This is a genomic window from Flavobacterium sp. (assembly GCF_004295795.1).
Lineage (GTDB): Bacteria > Bacteroidota > Bacteroidia > Flavobacteriales > Flavobacteriaceae > Flavobacterium.
In genome coordinates this window covers 18,611-38,200 of sequence record NZ_SEBR01000029.1, presented here as the reverse complement: position 1 = coordinate 38,200, position 19,590 = coordinate 18,611, and the positions used below count along the sequence as shown (strand labels likewise).

The following is a 19,590-nucleotide window of genomic DNA, read 5'->3' as shown; positions in this document are numbered from 1 at the left end:
ACCGTGAAGCTGTTCTGGGTCGAGCAGTTAGGCGTGGTGCCCGTCTCGGCATACACGTACACCGTCTGGCTCGCCGTGAGCACCGTGCCCGCGGAAAGGCTGCCGCCCGTACCGTTCGGGCCGTTGAAGTACTGCCCTACCGTCAGCGCAGGAAGCGCATACTGCTGGCACGCGCTCACGTTGGCCGGGGCGTCCGCTTGTGGCGTGATGTTGATCGTGACAGTGAAAGACGTAAATGTTGTGCAATTCGGAGTCGTATTCGACTCTGCAACCACATACAAGGTTATTGTATTTGTGATTACGTTTCCTGCAGAATAATTCGTTCCGGTTCCGTCAGATGCGGTGTTGTAGTATTCGCCCGCTGCAAGTGGCTGCAAAGTATAAGTATCGCAAGCAGTCACGTTGGCAAGCTGCTGCGCTTGAGGTGTCGGATTGATCGTGATCGTAAATGACGTCGATGTAGAACAGTTTGGCGTCGTTCCCGACTGGGCGATAACAAAAAGTGTCGTCGTGACCGTAATCGCGTTGCCCGCAACATAAGCCGTTCCCGATCCGTTTGCCGCAGTGTTGTAAGTTTCACCTGCCGCCAACGGTTGCAACGTATACGTGTCACAAGCAGTCACGTTCGCAAGCTGTTGCGCTTGAGGCGTCGGGTTGATCGTGATCGTAAATGTTGTCGACGTAGAACAGTTCGGGGTTGTTCCGGACTGGGCGATAACGAAAAGTGTAGTCGTAGCCGTAATCGCGTTGCCGGCGACATATGCTGTTCCCGATCCGTTTGCTGCCGTGTTGTAAGTTTCACCTGCCGCCAACGGTTGCAAAGTGTAGGTATCGCAAGCAGTCACGTTTGCAAGCTGTTGCGCTTGTGGCGTCGGATTGATCGTGATGGTAAAAGACGTGAACGCACTGCAAATGTTTGGAGCGGTTCCGGTTTGGGCAATCACGTAAAGTGTTGTCGTAGCCGTGATCGCGTTACCAGCGACATAGGCCGTACCCGTTCCGTTGGAAGCTGTATTGTAAGTTTCACCGGCGGCCAATGGCTGAAGCGCATAAGTATCACAAGCCGTAACATTCGGGAATTGCGTTGGCGCAGGCGTAGAATTGATCGTGATCGTGAATGAAGTCGAAGTCGAGCAGTTTGGTGTCGTTCCGGTTTCGGCAATCACGAAAAGCGTCGTTGTCGCCGTAATCGCGTTTCCTGCGCTGTAGTTCGTTCCGGATCCGTTTGCTGCGGTATTGTAGTATTCACCCGCTGCAAGTGGCTGCAAAGTATAAGTATCGCAAGCAGTCACATTGGTAAGCTGTTGCGCTTGAGGTGTCGGATTGATCGTGATGGTAAATGACGTCGATGTAGAACAGTTCGGGGTCGTTCCCGACTGGGCGATAACAAAAAGTGTCGTCGTGGCTGTAATCGCGTTGCCCGCAAAATAAGCCGTTCCCGATCCGTTTGCCGCAGTGTTGTAAGTTTCACCTGCCGCCAACGGTTGCAACGTGTACGTGTCGCAAGCCGTTACGTTCGCGAGTTGTTGCGCTTGAGGCGTCGGGTTGATCGTGATCGTAAATGTTGTCGACGTAGAACAGTTCGGGGTTGTTCCGGACTGGGCGATAACGAAAAGTGTCGTCGTAGCAGTAATCGCGTTGCCGGCGACATATGCCGTTCCCGATCCGTTTGCCGCAGTGTTGTAAGTTTCACCTGCCGCCAACGGTTGCAAAGTGTACGTATCGCAAGCAGTCACGTTTGCAAGCTGTTGTGCTTGTGGCGTCGGATTGATCGTGATGGTAAAGGACGTGAACGCACTGCAAATGTTTGGAGCGGTTCCGGTTTGGGCAATCACGTAAAGTGTTGTCGTAGCCGTGATTGCGTTACCAGCGACATAGGCCGTACCCGTTCCGTCAGAAGCCGTATTGTAAGTTTCCCCGGCGGCCAATGGCTGAAGCGTATAAGTATCGCAAGCCGAAACATTCGGGAATTGCGTTGGCGCAGGCGTAGAATTGATCGTGATCGTGAATGAAGTCGAGGTCGAGCAGTTTGGTGTCGTTCCGGTTTCGGCAATCACGAAAAGCGTCGTTGTCGCCGTAATCGCGTTTCCTGCGCTGTAGTTCGTTCCTGATCCGTTTGCTGCGGTGTTGTAATATTCGCCTACCGCAAGTGGTTGCAAGGTGTAAGTATTACAAGCAGTCACGTTGGCAAGCTGCTGCGCTTGAGGCGTCGGATTGATCGTGATCGTAAACGATGTCGATGTTGAACAGTTCGGCGTCGTTCCCGACTGGGCGATAACGAAAAGTGTTGTGGTAGTTGTAATCGCGTTGCCCGCGACATAAGCCGTTCCCGATCCGTTTGCCGCAGTGTTGTAAGTTTCACCTGCCGCCAACGGTTGCAACGTGTAAGTGTCACAAGCCGTTACGTTCGCGAGTTGTTGCGCTTGAGGCGTAGGAACAATCGTTACAGTAAAATTGCTTTGTGCCGTACAATTTGGCGTAGTGCCAGATTGGGCGTATACGTAAACTGTCTGGCTAGCCGTAATCGGACCTGTGATCGGTCCGACGCCGTTTGGACTGTTGAAATAGTTTCCGACAGACAAAGCAGGTAGTGTATAAGTATCACAAGCCGTCACATTGTTCACCGGATCCAAAACCGGAACCGCCAACAAATGCAACAAGAACGATGTCGTGCTCACGTTACCTGGATTGGCATTTTCACTGATATGCACATAGATTGTCTCGCCGTCATTTCCTGGGTAAGCGTTGTCAGGAGAAATTGGATTGTTTCCTGATGTCGCGTCACCTTGGTTGTTGTGATAAGTCACGGTATAATCGGCTGGATTCAAACTTCCCAACACGTTTGGCGTTTGGGTCGTAAGGTCGAAATTCTCGACTCCATCGGCCAAGGCGTCGCACAAGTTCATGTCGTTTTGGCAATCGTAGACCAAAGTGACGCTCGAGACGAAAATACAGCCCGAAGATCCGGCGACGTCCTCGAGGGAAATATACACGATCTCGTTGTTCGCCCCGGCGTAACTGTTTGGCAGCGGAGTCGCGCCTACGTTTGCCGCATCGGCATAATTATCATAGAATTGGATACTGAAATCGGCCGGATTGATTCCCATTTGGGCAATGGCACTGTTCAGGTTGAAGATCGCCGGACCTGGATTGTTACAGGCCGAAATCGTCGTAGGTGGCGTAAAGCCTGGAGGCGTATACTCGGTGACGGTGAAAGTCACCGCATCGGATTCACAGTTCTGGCCGCCCGAAGTCTGCCCTTCGGCATCGACCGAATAAGTTCCCGGAACCGTAACATCCAAAGTACTTCCAGTCTCTCCCGGAATCACATTTCCGTTTGTATCGTACCAAGTAAAGACCGGGTTTTGAGCACCCGATTGCGCATTTACCGTAACAGTAGGGTTTGATGCACAAAGGATTCCCGGGGTCGGAACCGACAAAGGGCAAGCGTAGGAACAGTCGAGAGCGTCGGGAAAATTCGTGAAGATCTGACCGGAGAACTGCAACGTAAATCCGTTATTTGTAGCAGAGAAGTTGTTGATAAGCAACAAGTAAGTTTCTCCTGAATTCACGTTTAGCCAAGGCTCGTAAGGAGTCGTTTGTGTACCTGTGGTTGGATTGACACCCACACCTGTGTATCCGCCACTTTCGGTAGATCCGCTATAGTCGCAACGGACTGGCATGTTCAGGACACCCGGACAGTTTCCGGCAGGCGTGGTGAAAGGACCGTAAAGCGCCCAGTCCCAATCTTCCGTGTTGACGTTCGGATCGATATTGAAACCGAATTGACCGCCCGCCTGGAAGGTAAAAGTATACCAGGCGGAGTTTGATTCTACTGTAGCGGCTCCGCCTCCACCCGTTCCGAGACATCCTGAACCCGTGGCTCCGTTAAAGTCGTCCTGACCCGGACCGTTCACGTTTCCACCAGAGGAAATGTTACCGCAAATTGGCACCGCTGTGGCGCAATCGGCAGAAACCTGTGCAATGGCGTTGGAACAAAAGGCTAAGAATAAGAGTACAAATAATTTTAGCTTCATGTTGGGGAGTGTTACAATTTTGTGATGGTCTCAGAATATATGACTCTGTCGTTGGTTCCCGTAAATATGATTCTGTACTTTCCGGCAGGCTTGTCGTCCAAAGAAACTTTGAAGCTTGTTTTGTCTGCCAATTCGAAAGCGTTTTCGAAAACGACGTTTTTCTTGTCGTCGAGCACATGGACCTTGAAAGTCTTCTTTTCGGCGAAGTTGACCGAAACGCTAAAAGCGCCCGAGAACTCTTTAGGAGACACGATAATTTCGGCCGGAGTCTTCGCATTCACAGCGGGTTGAGCAGGTTTAGCGTCTTTTTGAGCACTGGCACTAAAACCGATAAATGAAAGTAGGAATACTAGCAATAAATTTCTCATAGGTTGGGCAATTTTTTTGTGGAGGCGAAATTTACAATTATTTAGCAAATATTTATAGTTAATTTTTGATGACTGAAATATCAATTACGAAACGACGGTTTTGGTTGAGAATTTTTATCTTTGCGTCCACATTTTTCATTCACAGTAAATCAAATATTTATGATTTCAAGCAACGATTTTCAGGACGAAATCGGTGACGACCATATCGCAACTAGCGCCCAAAATCCACTTAGAAAAGACGCTTTCGATCTCAGCGACGAAAAAAAGATCGAGCTCATCAAAAAAGATGTAGAAAACATTCTCCTTACATTGGGAATGGATTTGACCGACGACAGTCTCAAAGGCACGCCGAACCGCGTGGCCAAAATGTTCGTGAAAGAAATTTTTGGAGGTTTGAACCCTACCAAAAAACCGAATCCCTCGACGTTCGAGAACCAATACAAATACGGGGAAATGCTCGTCGAGAAGAACATCACGGTCTATTCTACGTGCGAACACCATTTACTTCCTATTATAGGTCGTGCCCACGTGGCCTATATTTCTGCGGGACGCGTGATTGGGCTTTCGAAGATGAACCGCATCGTGGATCATTTCGCCAAACGTCCGCAAGTGCAGGAAAGACTCACGATGCAGATCGTACAGGAATTGCAGCGCGCGCTTGGTACGCAAGACGTGGCCTGCGTGATCGACGCCAAACACTTGTGCGTGAATTCGCGCGGCATCAAGGATATCGAAAGCAGCACGGTGACTTCTGAGTTTGGAGGAAAATTCAAGGAAGAGCACGTGCGACGCGAATTTTTGGACTACGTCAAGCTCGAGACCCAATTTTAATTCTTGTTTTTACTTCGGATTCCCGATATTTACCGACAGCCTAGCCCGGATAGCCGCGGTTAGCCTTTTGCGGAAAAAGACTTGGTTTTCCTGATTTGGCGCAGCGACCGCAGGAAGCTCGCGCCAAAACATGGAAAACCAGGCTTTTTCAAGAAAGCTATTAGCAGATAGCCGGAATCTGCTTCAAATAAAAAACACCATCATGCAGTTGTACAAAGACCAGGAACTCAAGATCTACAACTCGCTCAGCGGCGAGAAGGAAGTTTTTACGCCCATCCACGAAGGCAATGTCGGGATGTACGTTTGCGGGCCGACGGTTTACAGCAATGTGCATTTGGGGAATTTGCGCACGTTCATGTCGTTTGACGTGATTTTTCGCTACCTGCAACATTTGGGCTACAAAGTGCGCTATGTAAGGAATATTACCGATGTTGGCCATATCGTGGACGACGTGGACGACGGCGAAGACAAAATCGCCAGGAAAGCACGCGTCGAACAGCTTGAACCGATGGAAATCGTGCAGCGATACACTGTAGATTTTCACCATATTTTGGCCGCTTTCAACTTTTTGCCGCCAAGCATAGAGCCGACCGCGACCGGACACATCATCGAACAGATTGGGATTGTGCAGAAAATTCTCGAGCAAGGCTATGCTTATGAATCGAACGGCTCCGTTTACTTCGACATCGCCAAATTCAACGAGAAATACCAATACGGAATACTTTCTGGACGCAATGTAGAAGACATGCTTTCGAACACGCGCGACACCGACGGACAATCTGACAAGAAAAGTCCCCAGGATTTTGCGCTTTGGAAAAAAGCCGAACCCGAACACATCATGCGTTGGCCTTCGCCTTGGAGCGACGGTTTTCCCGGATGGCATTTGGAGTGTACGGCCATGAGCACGAAATATCTGGGCGAACGCTTCGACATCCACGGCGGCGGAATGGATTTGAAATTCCCGCACCACGAATGCGAGATCGCGCAAAACGAGGCGGCGACCGGAAATTCTCCCGTGAATTACTGGATGCACGCCAACATGCTTACGCTGAACGGCAAGAAAATGTCGAAATCGACCGGGAACAATATCTTGCCGGGCGAGATCTTGAGCGGCGACAATCCGTTTTTGAGTAAGGCTTTTTCGGCTTCGGTGACGCGTTTCTTCATGATGCAGGCGCATTACCGCAGCATCCTCGATTTCAGCGACGACGCCGTTACGGCAGCCGAGAAAGGTTTCAACAGGCTTATGGAAGCGATGGACGCCTTTCCTGCTCTTTCTTCATCGGACAAATCCAGTTTGGACATTGCAGTCTGGAAAAAACTTTGCTATGACGCGATGAACGACGATTTCAACAGTCCGATCCTGATTTCGCATTTGTTCGAAGGCGTTCGTTTCGTGAATTTGCTCAAGGATGGAAAAGAAACGCTGACGCAAGCTGACCTGGTCGATTTCCAACGCACGATGCACGCTTTCGTGTTCGAGGTCTTGGGATTGAGAGACGAAAAGGCCGGAGACGCGCATCTCGAAAAACTCGAGAACGTCGTGAACATGTTGATCGATATGAGAAACACCGCCCGCGCCAACAAAGATTTTGGGATGAGCGACCAGATTCGCGACCAATTGACCGCACTTGGCATCCAACTCAAAGACGGCAAGGAGGGGACGACTTTTACGATTTGATTCTTTTTTGCTAGCCGAATGTCTGACCGCCGGATTTTCGAACAATTAACAAATCCGACAGTCCGATCGTCTGACAAACCGAAAATCCAAAAAACAATGCTCAAAAAAATTCTCATAGCACCTTTCGTTGCCTTGATCTGGATTTATCGCAATTGCATTTCGCCGTTTACGCCTCAGGTTTGTCGGTTCACGCCTACTTGTTCGGCCTATTTCCTTGAAGCTTTGCAGGTTCATGGACTTTTTTACGGAAGTTATCTCGGCATCAAGCGCATCCTGAGCTGCAATCCCTGGGGCGGGCAAGGTTACGATCCGGTTCCGGCGAAATGCGGCCACAAACATTAGGATTTTTTAAACGGTTTGTTTGTACTGAATTTCCTTATTTTTACGCACTAATCAATCCTTACCCATGACAAACGTTCTGGCCGCCACGGTGTGGAATCCTTCTGAAGGCATCGATCTTGGCTTTTTTGTTATCCGATATTATAGTTTGATGTTCGTAGTGGCTTTCGGCCTTGGCTGGTTCATCATGAAAAAGGTTTACGACCGCGAGCAGATTCCGGTGGAAAAACTCGACACTTTGTTCATTTGGACAGTTTTGGCTGTTTTGCTTGGCGCGCGCCTCGGACACGTTTTTTTCTACGATTGGGAGTATTTCAGCGAGCATCCGATGGAAATCCTCTTGCCTTTCAGGTTCGAGCCTGAATTCCAGTTTACGGGCTTCCAGGGATTGGCAAGCCACGGCGCGGCGATTGCCGTAATCGCGACAATGTATTTTTATGCAAAGAACGTCATCCAAAAGCCGATGCTCTGGATTTTGGACAGAATCGTGCTTCCGGTAACCTCGGGCGGGATTTTCGTGAGATTGGGAAATTTCTTCAACTCTGAGATCATCGGAAATGAGACGACTTCGGGTTTGGGAATGCGTTTTGTGCGCGACCAGTTCAAACCGAAAGAAGCCATGGCGTTCACCAAACTCAATTCTCCTGACGAGGCTTACCACGCCATAGCAACCGACCCGAAATTCGCCAGCTTGCTCGAGCAGGTTCCGGCGCGTCATCCGGCTCAAATGTATGAGGCTGTTTGTTATGTGTTCGTTTTCGCGATCCTGATGTTCATGTATTGGAAAACCGATGCAAGAAACAGAAGAGGTTTGCTTTTTGGAACTTTCCTAGTGTTGCTTTGGGCGGTTCGTTTTGCGGTAGAATACGTAAAGCAAAGCCAGGGCGGATTCGAGTCGGCTTTGGGCTTGTTCTCGACCGGACAATGGTTGAGTATTCCTTTTATCCTCGCCGGAATTTACCTGATTCTGTTTGCCGAGAAACCGATCAAAGGATTGGAAGACTGATAAAATTCAGATTGCTATATAAAGCCGTTCTTTTGAGCGGCTTTTTTTGTGCGTCCAAACAGGAACCATTTTGAAAAGCAATTCGCGCATCAAGTCACTTCTTGCTGTTTTGACCAATTAAGCCAAGAACTTATCATTCTTACTGGTTCAATTAAAGTTGATTTTCAAAGACGTTGTTTCGCCGGATTTAAACCAAAGGAATTAAGACTGTCGTGCTTCCTGGATTTCTTTATCTTACTGTCCTTAATGCCCTTAATGGTTCGATAAATACTTGTTTGCTTCGGTGAGATTTTAAACCATTTAGGAATTAAGGTTAGTTGAGGCGGCGGTGTTTCATGCGTTTTCTTCGGATGAGCTGAATGTTATTTCGACACTGACAGAAGTTTCCTGGTCAGATGCGCGAAGGATGTAAGCGGATAGCCTTTTGGTGCGAAGCGCTGGTTTTGGAGCGAAGGCGCGGCGACCGAAGGAAGCCGTGAAAGCGCTACCAAAACCGCGCTTCGCACCGAAAGCTAGCAGTGGCAGCCTGACGGCGGCTCCGATTCTCATTTGGGACAACTGCTGCTTTCTGCAACTGCAACTGCATTCTTACCCGGCCGCCGGCGCGCCCAAATAAAAATCGATCCCATTCCGGTATCGCATGCTTGTAAACAAAAAAAGCCCGAACTGATGTCCGGGCTTGTATTTTGTATTCAGGAAGATTACGCTGCTCTGTTGTGCTCTTCTTCGATGCGTTTGTGCTCTGAATCTGGGATCGAGTCGCACAATACCGGCGTAGCGATAAAGAGTGACGAATAAGTTCCGACAACGATACCGATCAACATGGCGAAGATGAATCCTTGGATGCTTTCTCCACCAAAGACGAACATGATCGACAAAACGAAAATCATCGTAAGGGAAGTGTTTAAGGTACGCGACATTGTCGAGTTGATCGACTTGTTCACGATGTCGTTGAACGTTCCTTTTTCTTTTCCGCCCAAGTATTCACGTACACGGTCGAATACGATTACCGTATCGTTCATCGAGTACCCGATTACCGTTAGGATTGCCGCTACGAAGTGTTGGTCGATCTCCATTCCGAACGGCATGTATTTCCAAAGTAGCGAGTAAGCTCCCAAAACGAAGATTACGTCGTGTGCAACCGCAGCGATCGCACCCAAAGAGTATTGCCATTTGCGGAAAGACACCATAAGGTAAAGGAAAACGACTGCCATCGCTCCAAGAACTGCCCAATAGGAGTTTGTCTTGATGTCGTCAGCTACCGTTGGCGTCACTTTGTACGCGTCCATTACTCCAACTTTCTTGCCGTCGTAGATGTTTACGAATTTCTCGTAAGTCATATCAGCTCCAAAGTGCTTTTTCAAATTGTCGAACAAAAGGTGGTTGACTTGTTCGTCTACCTCGATTCCGTGCTCTTCCACTTTGTATTTGGTAACGATCTTGAGCTGGTGAAGGTTTTCCGATCCGAATGTTTTCACCTCGGCGCTTCCGTCGAAGACATTCATCAATTCTTCGTGAACGGCTTCCGGGCTGACAGCTTCCGGGAAACGGACCTGGAAAGTACGTCCTCCGGCGAAATCGACACCTGGATTCAATCCGTGCGTGCAAAGCGAGATGATACTTACGATGGTAACTATCGCAGAAACTCCGTAAGACCATTTCTTGATGCGCAAGAAGTCGAAGTTGAAGTTCGTGAACCAGTTTTTAGACCAGCTGTTGGCGAACTCCAGACGCATTCCGCGGTTCACGCTCCAGTCAAGAAGCATGCGGGTGATGAAAATCGACGTAAACAATGAAGTCACGATACCAATCAACAATGTAGTCGCAAAACCTTGGATCGGACCTGTTCCGAAGATGAAGAGAATCGCTCCGGTCAAAACGTGGGTTACGTTCGCATCGACAATCGATCGCATCGCACCTTTCCATCCGAAGGAAGCTTTTACCGCTTCAGGCAGCGAAAGTCCGTGGCGCAATTCTTCCTTGGCTCTTTCGTAGATAATGATGTTCGCATCGACGGCCGTACCCATTGTAAGCACAATACCTGCGATACCTGGCAATGTAAGGACTGCTCCAACGCTTGCAAGGAATCCGAAAAGGAACAAAAGGTTGACGGCAAGTGCGGCATTAGCGAACCAACCTGCTCTTCCGTAATAAACTACCATCCACAAACAGACGATAAGCAAACCAACGATGGCCGAAGTCGTTCCGTTGTCGATAGCTTCCTGACCCAATGACGGACCAACAACCTGCGACTGTACGATTTCTGCTTTCGCCGGCAATTTACCAGCGCGAAGTACGTTGGCCAAATCTTTTGTCTCGGCAACAGAGAAGTTACCTGAGATAGAAGAACGTCCACCAGAGATTGGCCCAGATGTTACACCGGGAGCCGAGTAAACGATATTGTCAAGAACGATAGCGATATACCCTTTGTCAGTATAAGCTTTTCCTGTAACTTCTTCCCACTGACGCGCTCCTGCACCGTTCATCTGCATAGAGACGGCCGGTTTTCCAAGTTCGTCGAATGTATCACGTGCGTCAGTTACGACACCACCGCTCATTGCAGGGCCTGCGCTACGGCTTTTCGGCTTCAAAGCGTAAAGTGCGGCACCTTCGATCTGTTTTCCTTTTTGGTCTTTTACGTTTTCGACGATTCCCCAAACGAATTTGGCTCCGCGTTGGTCTGCAGACAGCAAAGCACGAACATCAGGACGTCTGAAATATTTCCCTACAGTTGCCGTATCGTTCGCATTGAAGTATGCGATGATAGGACCACCACCAGCAGCGACGATTTTGTCGACGATTGGGCTGTTTCCGCCTTTTCCTTGCGCTGTGGAATCTTGTTTCTTGTCTGCCAAAAGCGCTTCGGTAGCGTTTGTGGTATCAACTGGTTTTGCTGCAGCTGCGGCAGCTTCTGTAGCCGGTTGTGTCTTTTTGATCTGTTGGTCTGCGGCAGCGACGAACTGTCCTATTTCCTCCAACTTATAAGTATCCCAGAACTCCAATTGAGCCGTTCCGGAAAGCAATTTCTTGATACGATCGACATCTTTGGCGCCCGGAAGCTCCACAAGAATACGACCTGACTGACCCAATTGTTGGATGTTTGGCTGTGTCACACCGAATTTGTCGATACGCTTGCGCAATACCTCAAAACCAGATTTAATGGACTCACCCACTTTCTCACGGATCACTTTCTTGACGTCACTGTCAGACATCTTGAAGTTTACGGCATCGCCCAAAGTCTTGTTTGCAAAAACCTCCGGAGAAGCAAGTTTCAGGCTTCCTTTTGAGTTCTGGTCGAAAGCTTCGAAAAACGCATCGAGATAGTCCTGATTTCCTTTTTTGTTTTTGGTGGCGTCATCAAGCGATTTCGTGAAAACCGCGTTTGTAGAATTGTTCGCCAAACCTTTGAGGATGTCTTTCACCGAAATCTCAAGGATTACGTTGATACCTCCTTCAAGGTCAAGTCCTTTGTTGATTTTTTTCTCTTTTACTTCGTTGTAGGTAAATTGCGCGAAGCCGAGGTTCAACACCTCTTTCTTACCTATGGAATCAAGGTACTTGACCTCTTTTTCCGAATTTCCGGCCGCGTACGCCTTGGCCTTTGTCTCCACACCGTCGGCGACGAACGTGAAGATGAGCTGGTACACGCATACCAGAGCAAATAAAATTGCAAAAAACTTGACTAATCCTCTATTCTGCATTACGTAAAAATTAATTGATCTTCTCTAAGCTGTTTATTGGTTGGTTAGGAACAGGCGTAAACATTGGGTTTCAGGAAGAAACCGATAAGACACACGCTACCCCGTTTTTTTGAAAACGTGCAAATATATAATTACTGCTAACATTAACCAATTTATTTGGAGATTTCTGTCAAAAAAGTAAACCGCTGATTGTTGATAAGTTTTTCGGCTACTGCATCGATTTCTGCCGATTGGGCGCGGGTTTGTGAAATGTGAGAAAATTCGTTTTTCAACCGTATTTTTTGCCCTGTAAAAACAACTGACTGTCAGTAGATTAAAGTTAAAATCAGCAAATAGCATTTTTTCAGGAAGGATCGTTATTTTCGACCAATTCCGTTATCCGGAATTTTTTTGCGTTCACTTCTTTCGCTTGCGCGGATACAGATTTTGAGCCGCGAATCCCATTCGTAGGAATAAACGCCGGCGGACATCCGAAATCAAGTCAAATAATTGACTCCAATGCCACGACAAACAGACTTTCCACTAAATTAAAACGGACGCTATTGAGTGTCAAAACTCGCATCGAACACAATTTTCGCATCGTCAAATGACTGTTCGAATCGCTCCGGTCGTGGCTAAAAAGTTTAAGCCACCAATACACGAATCTGGCTCAAAAAAAGGCATGAATTCAATTCAACCCGACGTTAAAAAAAACGCGCCGGGTTTCCCCGACGCGTTCCTATATAAAGTCTATACTTATCAAGCCAAAACAGACTTCAAATCACCGTTCATGGCGCGAACTGCGTCGGCACTTTTGGCGAAAAGCCCTTTTTCTTCTTCATTTAGTTCGATATCTATGATTTCCCATCCGTTTTTCCCGATGATGCAAGGAACACCCATACAAATATCTTCCTGTCCGTATTCGCCTTCAAGCAAAACCGAGCAAGCGATCATTTTCTTTTGGTCGTTCAGGATCGAATCCACAAGGTAAGCCACAGATGCTCCCGGCGCATACCAGGCCGAAGTCCCAAGCAAACCTGTCAAGGTCGCACCTCCAACTTTCGTGGCTTCGAAAACTTCTTTCAATTGTTCGTCAGACAAGAATTCAGAAACCGGAATCCCGTTGTAAGAAGCCAATCGCGTCAAAGGAATCATGGTCGTGTCGCCGTGACCGCCGATCACCATTCCCGAAACATCGTTCGAAGGTTTGTCGAGTGCTTTCGACAAATAATATTTAAAACGCGAACTGTCAAGCGCGCCGCCCATTCCGATCACTCGGTTTTTAGGCAATCCCGTCGCTTTCAAGGTCAGGTAAGTCATCGTGTCCATAGGATTCGAGACTACGACGATAATGGCTTCAGGTGAATGGGTAAGCACATTGTCAGCGACCGATTTCACGATTCCGGCATTGATCCCGATGAGTTCCTCGCGAGTCATTCCGGGCTTTCTTGGAATCCCTGAAGTGATCACGACCACATCTGAACCAGCCGTTTTCGAATAATCGTTGGTCACACCGCTCACGTTGGTGTCAAACCCCGTATTCGTGGCACATTGCATGATATCCATGGCCTTGCCTTCTGCAAAACCTTCGCGGATGTCAAGCAATACTACCTCGCTTGCAATTCCCCTGTACGAAATCACGTCCGCACAAGTCGCGCCTACGTTTCCGGCGCCTACAATGGTAACTTTCATTTGATTGGTATTTATTGATATTTTTTATTTGATGGCGGACAATTCCGGCTTTTGGCTGCAAGTCCGCGTTTTGCAAAGCGGTTTTTATACACTTGCGAAGAGCTTCCTTTGGTCGCTTCCGCAACTGGTAAAAACCAGCTTTCCCAAACTTGCGGGCTTTCCGACCAAATCCGGGCCGCAAATCGACTCTTAAGAACGTTCGGAATAAAAAAAGACCTACAAGATCATAAAGAAATCCTGCAGGTCGTTACAGTTTAAGCATCGATCTTCGCATAGGCCGCGTTCTTCTCGATAAACTCACGGCGAGGCGGAACCTCGTCACCCATAAGCATTGAGAAAACACGGTCGGCTTCTGCCAGACTGTCGATGGCGATAAGGCGAAGCGTGCGATTCTGCGGATCCATTGTCGTTTCCCACAACTGCTCGGCATTCATCTCACCAAGACCTTTATAGCGTTGTACGTTTCCGCCTCCGCCCATTCTTTCATTGGCCTGATCGCGTTGGTCGTCGTTCCAGGCGTACTCTTTTTTCGCGCCTTTTTTCACCAAATACAAAGGCGGAGCAGCGATATAAACGTGTCCTTGCTCGATCAATTCTTTCATGAACCTGAAGAAGAACGTAAGGATCAAAGTGGCGATGTGAGAACCGTCGACATCGGCATCACACATGATGATAACCTTGTGGTAGCGCAGTTTCTCGAGGTTCAAGGCTTTGCTGTCTTCGGCTGTTCCGACCGTTACGCCCAAAGCGGTAAAGATGTTCCGGATTTCCTCGTTTTCGAAAACCTTGTGGTGCATGGCTTTCTCGACGTTCAAAATCTTACCGCGAAGCGGCATGATCGCCTGGAATGCACGGTCGCGTCCTTGTTTGGCCGTTCCGCCCGCGGAATCTCCCTCGACGAAGAAAATCTCGCATTTTTCCGGATCCTGTTCCGAACAATCCGAAAGTTTACCAGGAAGACCACCGCCTCCCATGACAGACTTTCGCTGCACCATTTCACGGGCTTTCTTGGCCGCGTGACGTGCCTGAGCGGCCAAGATCACTTTTTGCACGATGATTTTCGCATCGTTCGGGTTTTCCTCCAAATAGTTTTCCAACATTTCGGCAACAGCCTGGGAAACCGGGGAAACAACCTCGCGATTACCCAATTTGGTCTTCGTCTGTCCTTCGAACTGAGGCTCGGCCACTTTCACCGAAATGATCGCCGTCAAACCTTCGCGGAAGTCGTCACCCGTAATTTCAAACTTCAATTTTTCGAGCAATCCGGAAGCATCGGCATACTTCTTAAGCGTACGCGTCAATCCCATGCGGAAACCCTGCAAGTGCGTTCCTCCTTCGTGGGTGTTAATATTGTTTACATAAGAGAAAATGTTCTCTGAGTAACTCGTATTGTAGATAAGCGCAACCTCAACCGGAATTTCGCCTTTCTCGTTTTCCATGCTGACAACGCCGGCCATGATCGGCTCGCGGTTGCCGTCGAGGTAACGGATGTATTCTTTAAGACCTTCGGTAGAAAAGAAAGTTTCAGAGCGGAATTCGCCCTTTTCGTCGACTTCGCGTTTGTCTGTGAAAGTGATGGTAACGCCTTTGTTCAGATACGCCAATTCGCGCATACGTGCGGCCAGCGTGTCGTAAGAGAACTCGGTGGTTTGCTGGAAGATTTGCGAATCTGGCCAAAACGTCTGGCGCGTACCTCGCTTGTCGGCCGTTCCGGTTTGTTTCACCGGATAAAGCGACTTTCCTCTTTCATATTCCTGTTCGTATGATTTTCCGTCGCGGAAAACTTCTGATTTCATGTGTTCGGACAAGGCGTTCACGACAGAAACCCCAACTCCGTGCAAACCGCCCGAAACCTTGTAGGAATCTTTGTCGAACTTACCTCCGGCTCCAATCTTGGTCATGACGACTTCGAGGGCCGAAACGCCTTCTTTCTCGTGCATGTCGACCGGAATTCCGCGTCCGTTGTCTTCTACGGTAACCGAACCGTCTTCGTTGATGGCAACCGAAATGGTGTCGCAGTGCCCGCCCATGGCTTCGTCAATCGAGTTATCCACGACTTCATAAACCAAATGGTGCAACCCGCGGACACCCACGTCACCTATGTACATGGAAGGACGCATTCTCACGTGCTCCATTCCTTCTAATGCCTGAATACTGGCTGCAGAATAGTCCTTCTTAACTTCTTCGCTCATATATAAAATTCTCGTGTAAAAGTGTGTTTTTTGACTTACGCGCAAATATAAGCAAATACCAAGGATTTTGGGCTATCCGAGCGCATTTGAACCGTGGAAGTTATCAACATTTTGTCAATTGAAACGCGATGGGTTTCGAGCCGGTTCCAACGTTTTCGCCAAAGCGGATTTCACCTTGGCCAAAGGTCGCGCCCGACGCAATATCCGAAGCGAGCAAAAGCGGTCCGTCGGCGTCGATAAAGTCAAGCAAAGGCGCGAGTTGCACCAAAGCCGAAATCCCGAAAGTCGACTCTGTCATGCATCCGGCCATGACCGACAAATCGAGTTCTCGGGCGCGTTTTATCATGCGAAGCGCGGGCGTGATTCCGCCGCATTTCATCAGCTTGATGTTGATGCCGTGAAACTGTTCGGCGCAAGCCAGGACATCTTGCTCGCGTTGACAGCTTTCGTCAGCCAGACAAGGCAAGCGCGACTCGGCTTTGAGGCGCTTCATTCCGTCGCTATCGGACGCGGCCAGAGGCTGTTCCATGAATTCGACGTTCAGATCCTTGAAGATTTTGGAGTATCCGACAGCCTGATCACAAGTCCATGCCGCGTTCGCATCGATGCGGAAAAGCGAATCCGTGCATTTGCGAAGCGTCTCGACGATTTCGCTATCGTTTTGGGTTCCCAGCTTGATTTTGTAGATCGGCCACGGGAATTCGAGGATTTTGGCCTTCATTTCGTCGATTGAGGCGATTCCGATGGTGTAGGAAGTCATCGGAAGCGATTCGGAACCATTCGACCAAAAACTGCGAAGCGTACGGTTTTGCTTTCTCGCGTAATAATCCCAATAGGCCACGTCGACGGCACAAAGTGCAAAGTAGTCGTCAAACATAGCCGATTCAAGTTTTGGCCAAAGTTTTTCGGGATGTTCGCCATCCGCGCCAGCGATGATCGGGATCGCTTTTGAAATCGACTTTCCAAGTTTTTGCTGCGTAGCATTGTAGTATGGATTTGCCGTGGCTTCGCCGTAACCCGAAATTTGTCCGTCAGAAACGATGGCGATAACCGTTTTCTGGATCGTGACGCTGTACCGTGAAATCTCGAATTTGTGGCGCAGCGGAAGGTCGTGAAATTGGAAAGAAAGCGTTAACGGCATTTTGTTTTTTTCCGAAAGTTAGGATTTTGGTTTGAAAATCGGATGCCGTGACTTTTTTGTCCGCAAAGGCTAAAAACAAACCTGTCACCTTTTAAAACCTGACAGGTCTAAAACCTAACAGGTTCACATCCTCAAATCTGAAAATCGGAAATCCGAGAATCCCGAGAATCCGAGAACCCGCCAATCCGAAAAAATCAAACAAAAAAAAACGCGAGGCCAACTACTACCTCGCGTTTTAAAAATACAAACAACTATATAACAAACCAACTAAACAACTACACTGCTATGCCCGGTTTTGCGATGTCCACGTCGGCTTTGACGTGGGCTGAGTTCGCCCTACCGCTCGGGTCTTGGTTTTCCTGCCATTTCGGGATCCATTTGCGCACGGTTTGTGCCGCGCTCAATTGCGGATAATGCTTGTGGAAAATATCGCGGTAGAAATACGCTTCCTTGGAAGTTGGCGTATTGTATGGAAAACGCTCTTCTGCGGCTTCCATTTGCTCGTCCGTAACCTGGGACGAACAGTATTCGATCAACGTGTCGATCCAGTTGTAACCGACTCCGTCCGAAAATTGTTCCTTCTGTCTCCACAAAACTTCGGCCGGCAAATACGGCTGATCCGGAGTGTCGAAAGCTTTTCGAAGGATATACTTTTCAACGCCGTCATAGGTCTTTGGCTGCTTCTGCCCAGCCTCGATTGTCATGGCGACGTCGAGAAATTGTTTGTCAAGGAATGGAACGCGGGCCTCGAGTCCGTGCGCCATCGTGGATTTGTCGGCGCGAAGCAAATCTGCGGTGAACAGTTTCTGTACGCGTTCGATAGTTTCTTTCTGGAATTCCACAACTGACGGAGCGTTCCTGAAATACAGGTATCCGCCGAAAATCTCGTCTGCACCTTCGCCCGACAAAACGACTTTGATACCTTGTTCGGTAATCGCTTTGGACAGGAAATACATAGGCGTACTGGCGCGCACCGAAGTCACGTCGTAAGTTTCCAGATGCCAGATCAATTTGTCGAGAATCTCGATTCCCTGCTCGATCGTGAAGTGGATTTCGTGGTGTTTCGTTCCGAGGAAATCGGCGACTTTTCTCGCGGCCGCCGCATCTGGAGCGCTTGGATCGAGTCCGATGGAAAACGAATGCAAGTCTTTACCCTTTTCCTTCAACAGGCGTGCCGCGATCGACGACGTGAGCGAGGAATCGAGTCCGCCCGAAAGCAAAACACCAATCGGCACATCGCTCATAAGGCGTTTTTGGACAGCTTGTGTAAGTGACTCGCGCAAAGCGTCCATATCAAGCGATTTGTCTGCCTTCGTATAATCTTCGTATTCGGGTTTGTAGTATTTTACGAAACCTGTTTTTGGCGTATAATAATGTCCTGGAGGAAAAGTCGAGAAAGTCTTGCACTGGTCGGCGATCGGTTTCATTTCGGATGCGAAATACACACGGCCTCTTTCGTCCAATCCGTAGTAAAGCGGTTTTACGCCAAGCGGATCGCGTCCGGCAATGAAATCGTCCCCGTCGATCACGACAAAAGCGAAATCGCCGTCGAGATGGTGAAGGAAATCGTATCCGAATTCCTCGTAAAGATGCACGATGACTTCCGAATCCGATTTGCTGCGAAAAGTGTGGTGTGTCAAGACCGTTTCGCGCAATTCCTGATGGTTGTAGATCTCGCCGTTGTGAACCATCCAAGCCGTCGTACAACCTTGGATTGGCTGTTTGCCCGAGTGAAGATCGATGATGGACAAACGTTCGTGACTAAGGATATGGCCTTTTTCGGTGACGTGAATATCGCTTTCATCGGGTCCGCGATGCGACATTCTTTTAGACAATTGCTTGACGAGTTGTTCGTCTTTCCCTTTTCCGATGATGGCTACTATTCCGCACATAAACTTTTGACTTATCTTGTTTTATTCTGATAAGGCAAAGATGCGGATGTGATTACAATTGGAAAACCAAAACCGCCGAATCGGTTTCAATTATTAACTTAAAATATCTTTTTACGGACATTTTTAAAGCAGAGAGCGCAAATTTCGGTCTTTCGGCTTGAAATGTGCAAGCCAAAGTACTTTTCGGCTGACGTCTCAACGTCTACTCCTTCTTTCGAAAATTCCGATCTATCCTTCGAATCACTCGGTTTTTGGCGAAGCTAAAGTACTTGAGCGATGTGGAAAGTAGTTGAATTGACAGTCACCGAATCCCCAACGACACGCCCGATGAGCTCACTGCCCAAAGGCGATTGTGGCGAAAGAGCCAAAACGTTGATTCCGTCGATGGTGATTTTTGGAAGTGCGGCGCTCATGAACAAGTGAAGCTTATTGGCGGCGACCAAACTGCCTAGCACGATTTTGTCATTCTTCGCTTTCGGATCGATCTTGTCCAAAACCGCTTTCTGGTCGAGACATTCGGCGAGTTTGATATTGAGTTTTTCCTGCTCCAGATGCATCATCGACAAAGCCGTCTCGTGCTTGTCGCCGGCCGAACTCTTGGCGTCGTTTTGAGCGTCTTCGCTCAAGGCGGAAATCATGTCGCGAAACGCGTCGATCTTGTCAAATACAAGTTGCTGATACCGTTCGTAAATCTTTTCTTTAAGTGCCAATTCCGGAAGGTGTTTTTTAAG

Annotated in this window: 11 protein-coding genes and 1 pseudogene; 4 read left to right on the top strand and 8 right to left on the bottom strand. The window is 48.6% G+C overall.

The features are described from left to right. Positions 1-4,037, bottom strand: a pseudogene (locus tag EOO49_RS17645) (hypothetical protein); the annotation flags it as partial. An 11-nt stretch (positions 4,038-4,048) separates the two neighbouring features. After that, entirely contained in the window at positions 4,049-4,405 is a 357-nt protein-coding gene (locus EOO49_RS17640) for a DUF3244 domain-containing protein (protein WP_290848128.1), read from the bottom strand. A gap of 159 nt (positions 4,406-4,564) precedes the next feature. Here EOO49_RS17640 and folE point away from each other — a divergent pair, with 159 nt between their 5' ends. The 4 genes from folE (at position 4,565) to lgt (ending at position 8,262) form a co-directional block, all read left to right on the top strand. Next, positions 4,565-5,236, top strand: a complete 672-nt coding sequence (gene folE, locus EOO49_RS17635; protein WP_290848126.1) for a GTP cyclohydrolase I FolE — start codon at positions 4,565-4,567, stop codon at positions 5,234-5,236. Positions 5,237-5,438: 202 nt separating this feature from the next. Then, positions 5,439-6,917, top strand: a complete 1,479-nt coding sequence (cysS, locus tag EOO49_RS17630; RefSeq protein ID WP_290848124.1) for a cysteine--tRNA ligase — start codon at positions 5,439-5,441, stop codon at positions 6,915-6,917. 96 nt (positions 6,918-7,013) lie between these two features. Then, complete coding sequence (gene yidD / locus EOO49_RS17625) at positions 7,014-7,259, top strand: membrane protein insertion efficiency factor YidD (protein ID WP_290848122.1); 246 nt, start codon at positions 7,014-7,016, stop codon at positions 7,257-7,259. Positions 7,260-7,323: 64 nt separating this feature from the next. Beyond that, a complete protein-coding gene (gene lgt, locus EOO49_RS17620; RefSeq protein ID WP_290848120.1) occupies positions 7,324-8,262 on the top strand; it encodes a prolipoprotein diacylglyceryl transferase in 939 nt (312 codons plus the stop codon). Positions 8,263-8,963: 701 nt separating this feature from the next. Here the strand turns inward: lgt and secDF are convergent. The 6 genes from secDF to EOO49_RS17590 form a co-directional block, all read right to left on the bottom strand. Then, positions 8,964-11,963 (bottom strand): protein translocase subunit SecDF, encoded by a 3,000-nt coding sequence (secDF, locus tag EOO49_RS17615; protein WP_290848118.1) that lies wholly within the window; start codon positions 11,961-11,963, stop codon positions 8,964-8,966. Between the two features lie 738 nt (positions 11,964-12,701). Next, the gene (locus tag EOO49_RS17610) at positions 12,702-13,634 is read right to left on the bottom strand and encodes a malate dehydrogenase (RefSeq protein WP_290848116.1); all 933 of its coding nucleotides are present in this window, start codon (positions 13,632-13,634) and stop codon (positions 12,702-12,704) included. A gap of 254 nt (positions 13,635-13,888) precedes the next feature. After that, positions 13,889-15,826 (bottom strand): DNA topoisomerase (ATP-hydrolyzing) subunit B, encoded by a 1,938-nt coding sequence (gene gyrB / locus EOO49_RS17605; protein WP_290848114.1) that lies wholly within the window; start codon positions 15,824-15,826, stop codon positions 13,889-13,891. Between the two features lie 103 nt (positions 15,827-15,929). Beyond that, positions 15,930-16,967 (bottom strand): dipeptide epimerase, encoded by a 1,038-nt coding sequence (locus tag EOO49_RS17600; RefSeq protein WP_290848113.1) that lies wholly within the window; start codon positions 16,965-16,967, stop codon positions 15,930-15,932. 275 nt (positions 16,968-17,242) lie between these two features. Continuing rightward, on the bottom strand, positions 17,243-18,859 hold the full coding sequence (gene asnB, locus EOO49_RS17595) for an asparagine synthase B (protein ID WP_290848111.1): 1,617 nt from the start codon (positions 18,857-18,859) through the stop codon (positions 17,243-17,245). Between the two features lie 260 nt (positions 18,860-19,119). Next, on the bottom strand, positions 19,120-19,569 hold the full coding sequence (locus EOO49_RS17590; RefSeq protein WP_290848109.1) for a hypothetical protein: 450 nt from the start codon (positions 19,567-19,569) through the stop codon (positions 19,120-19,122). Between the last annotated feature and the right edge of the window lie 21 nt (positions 19,570-19,590).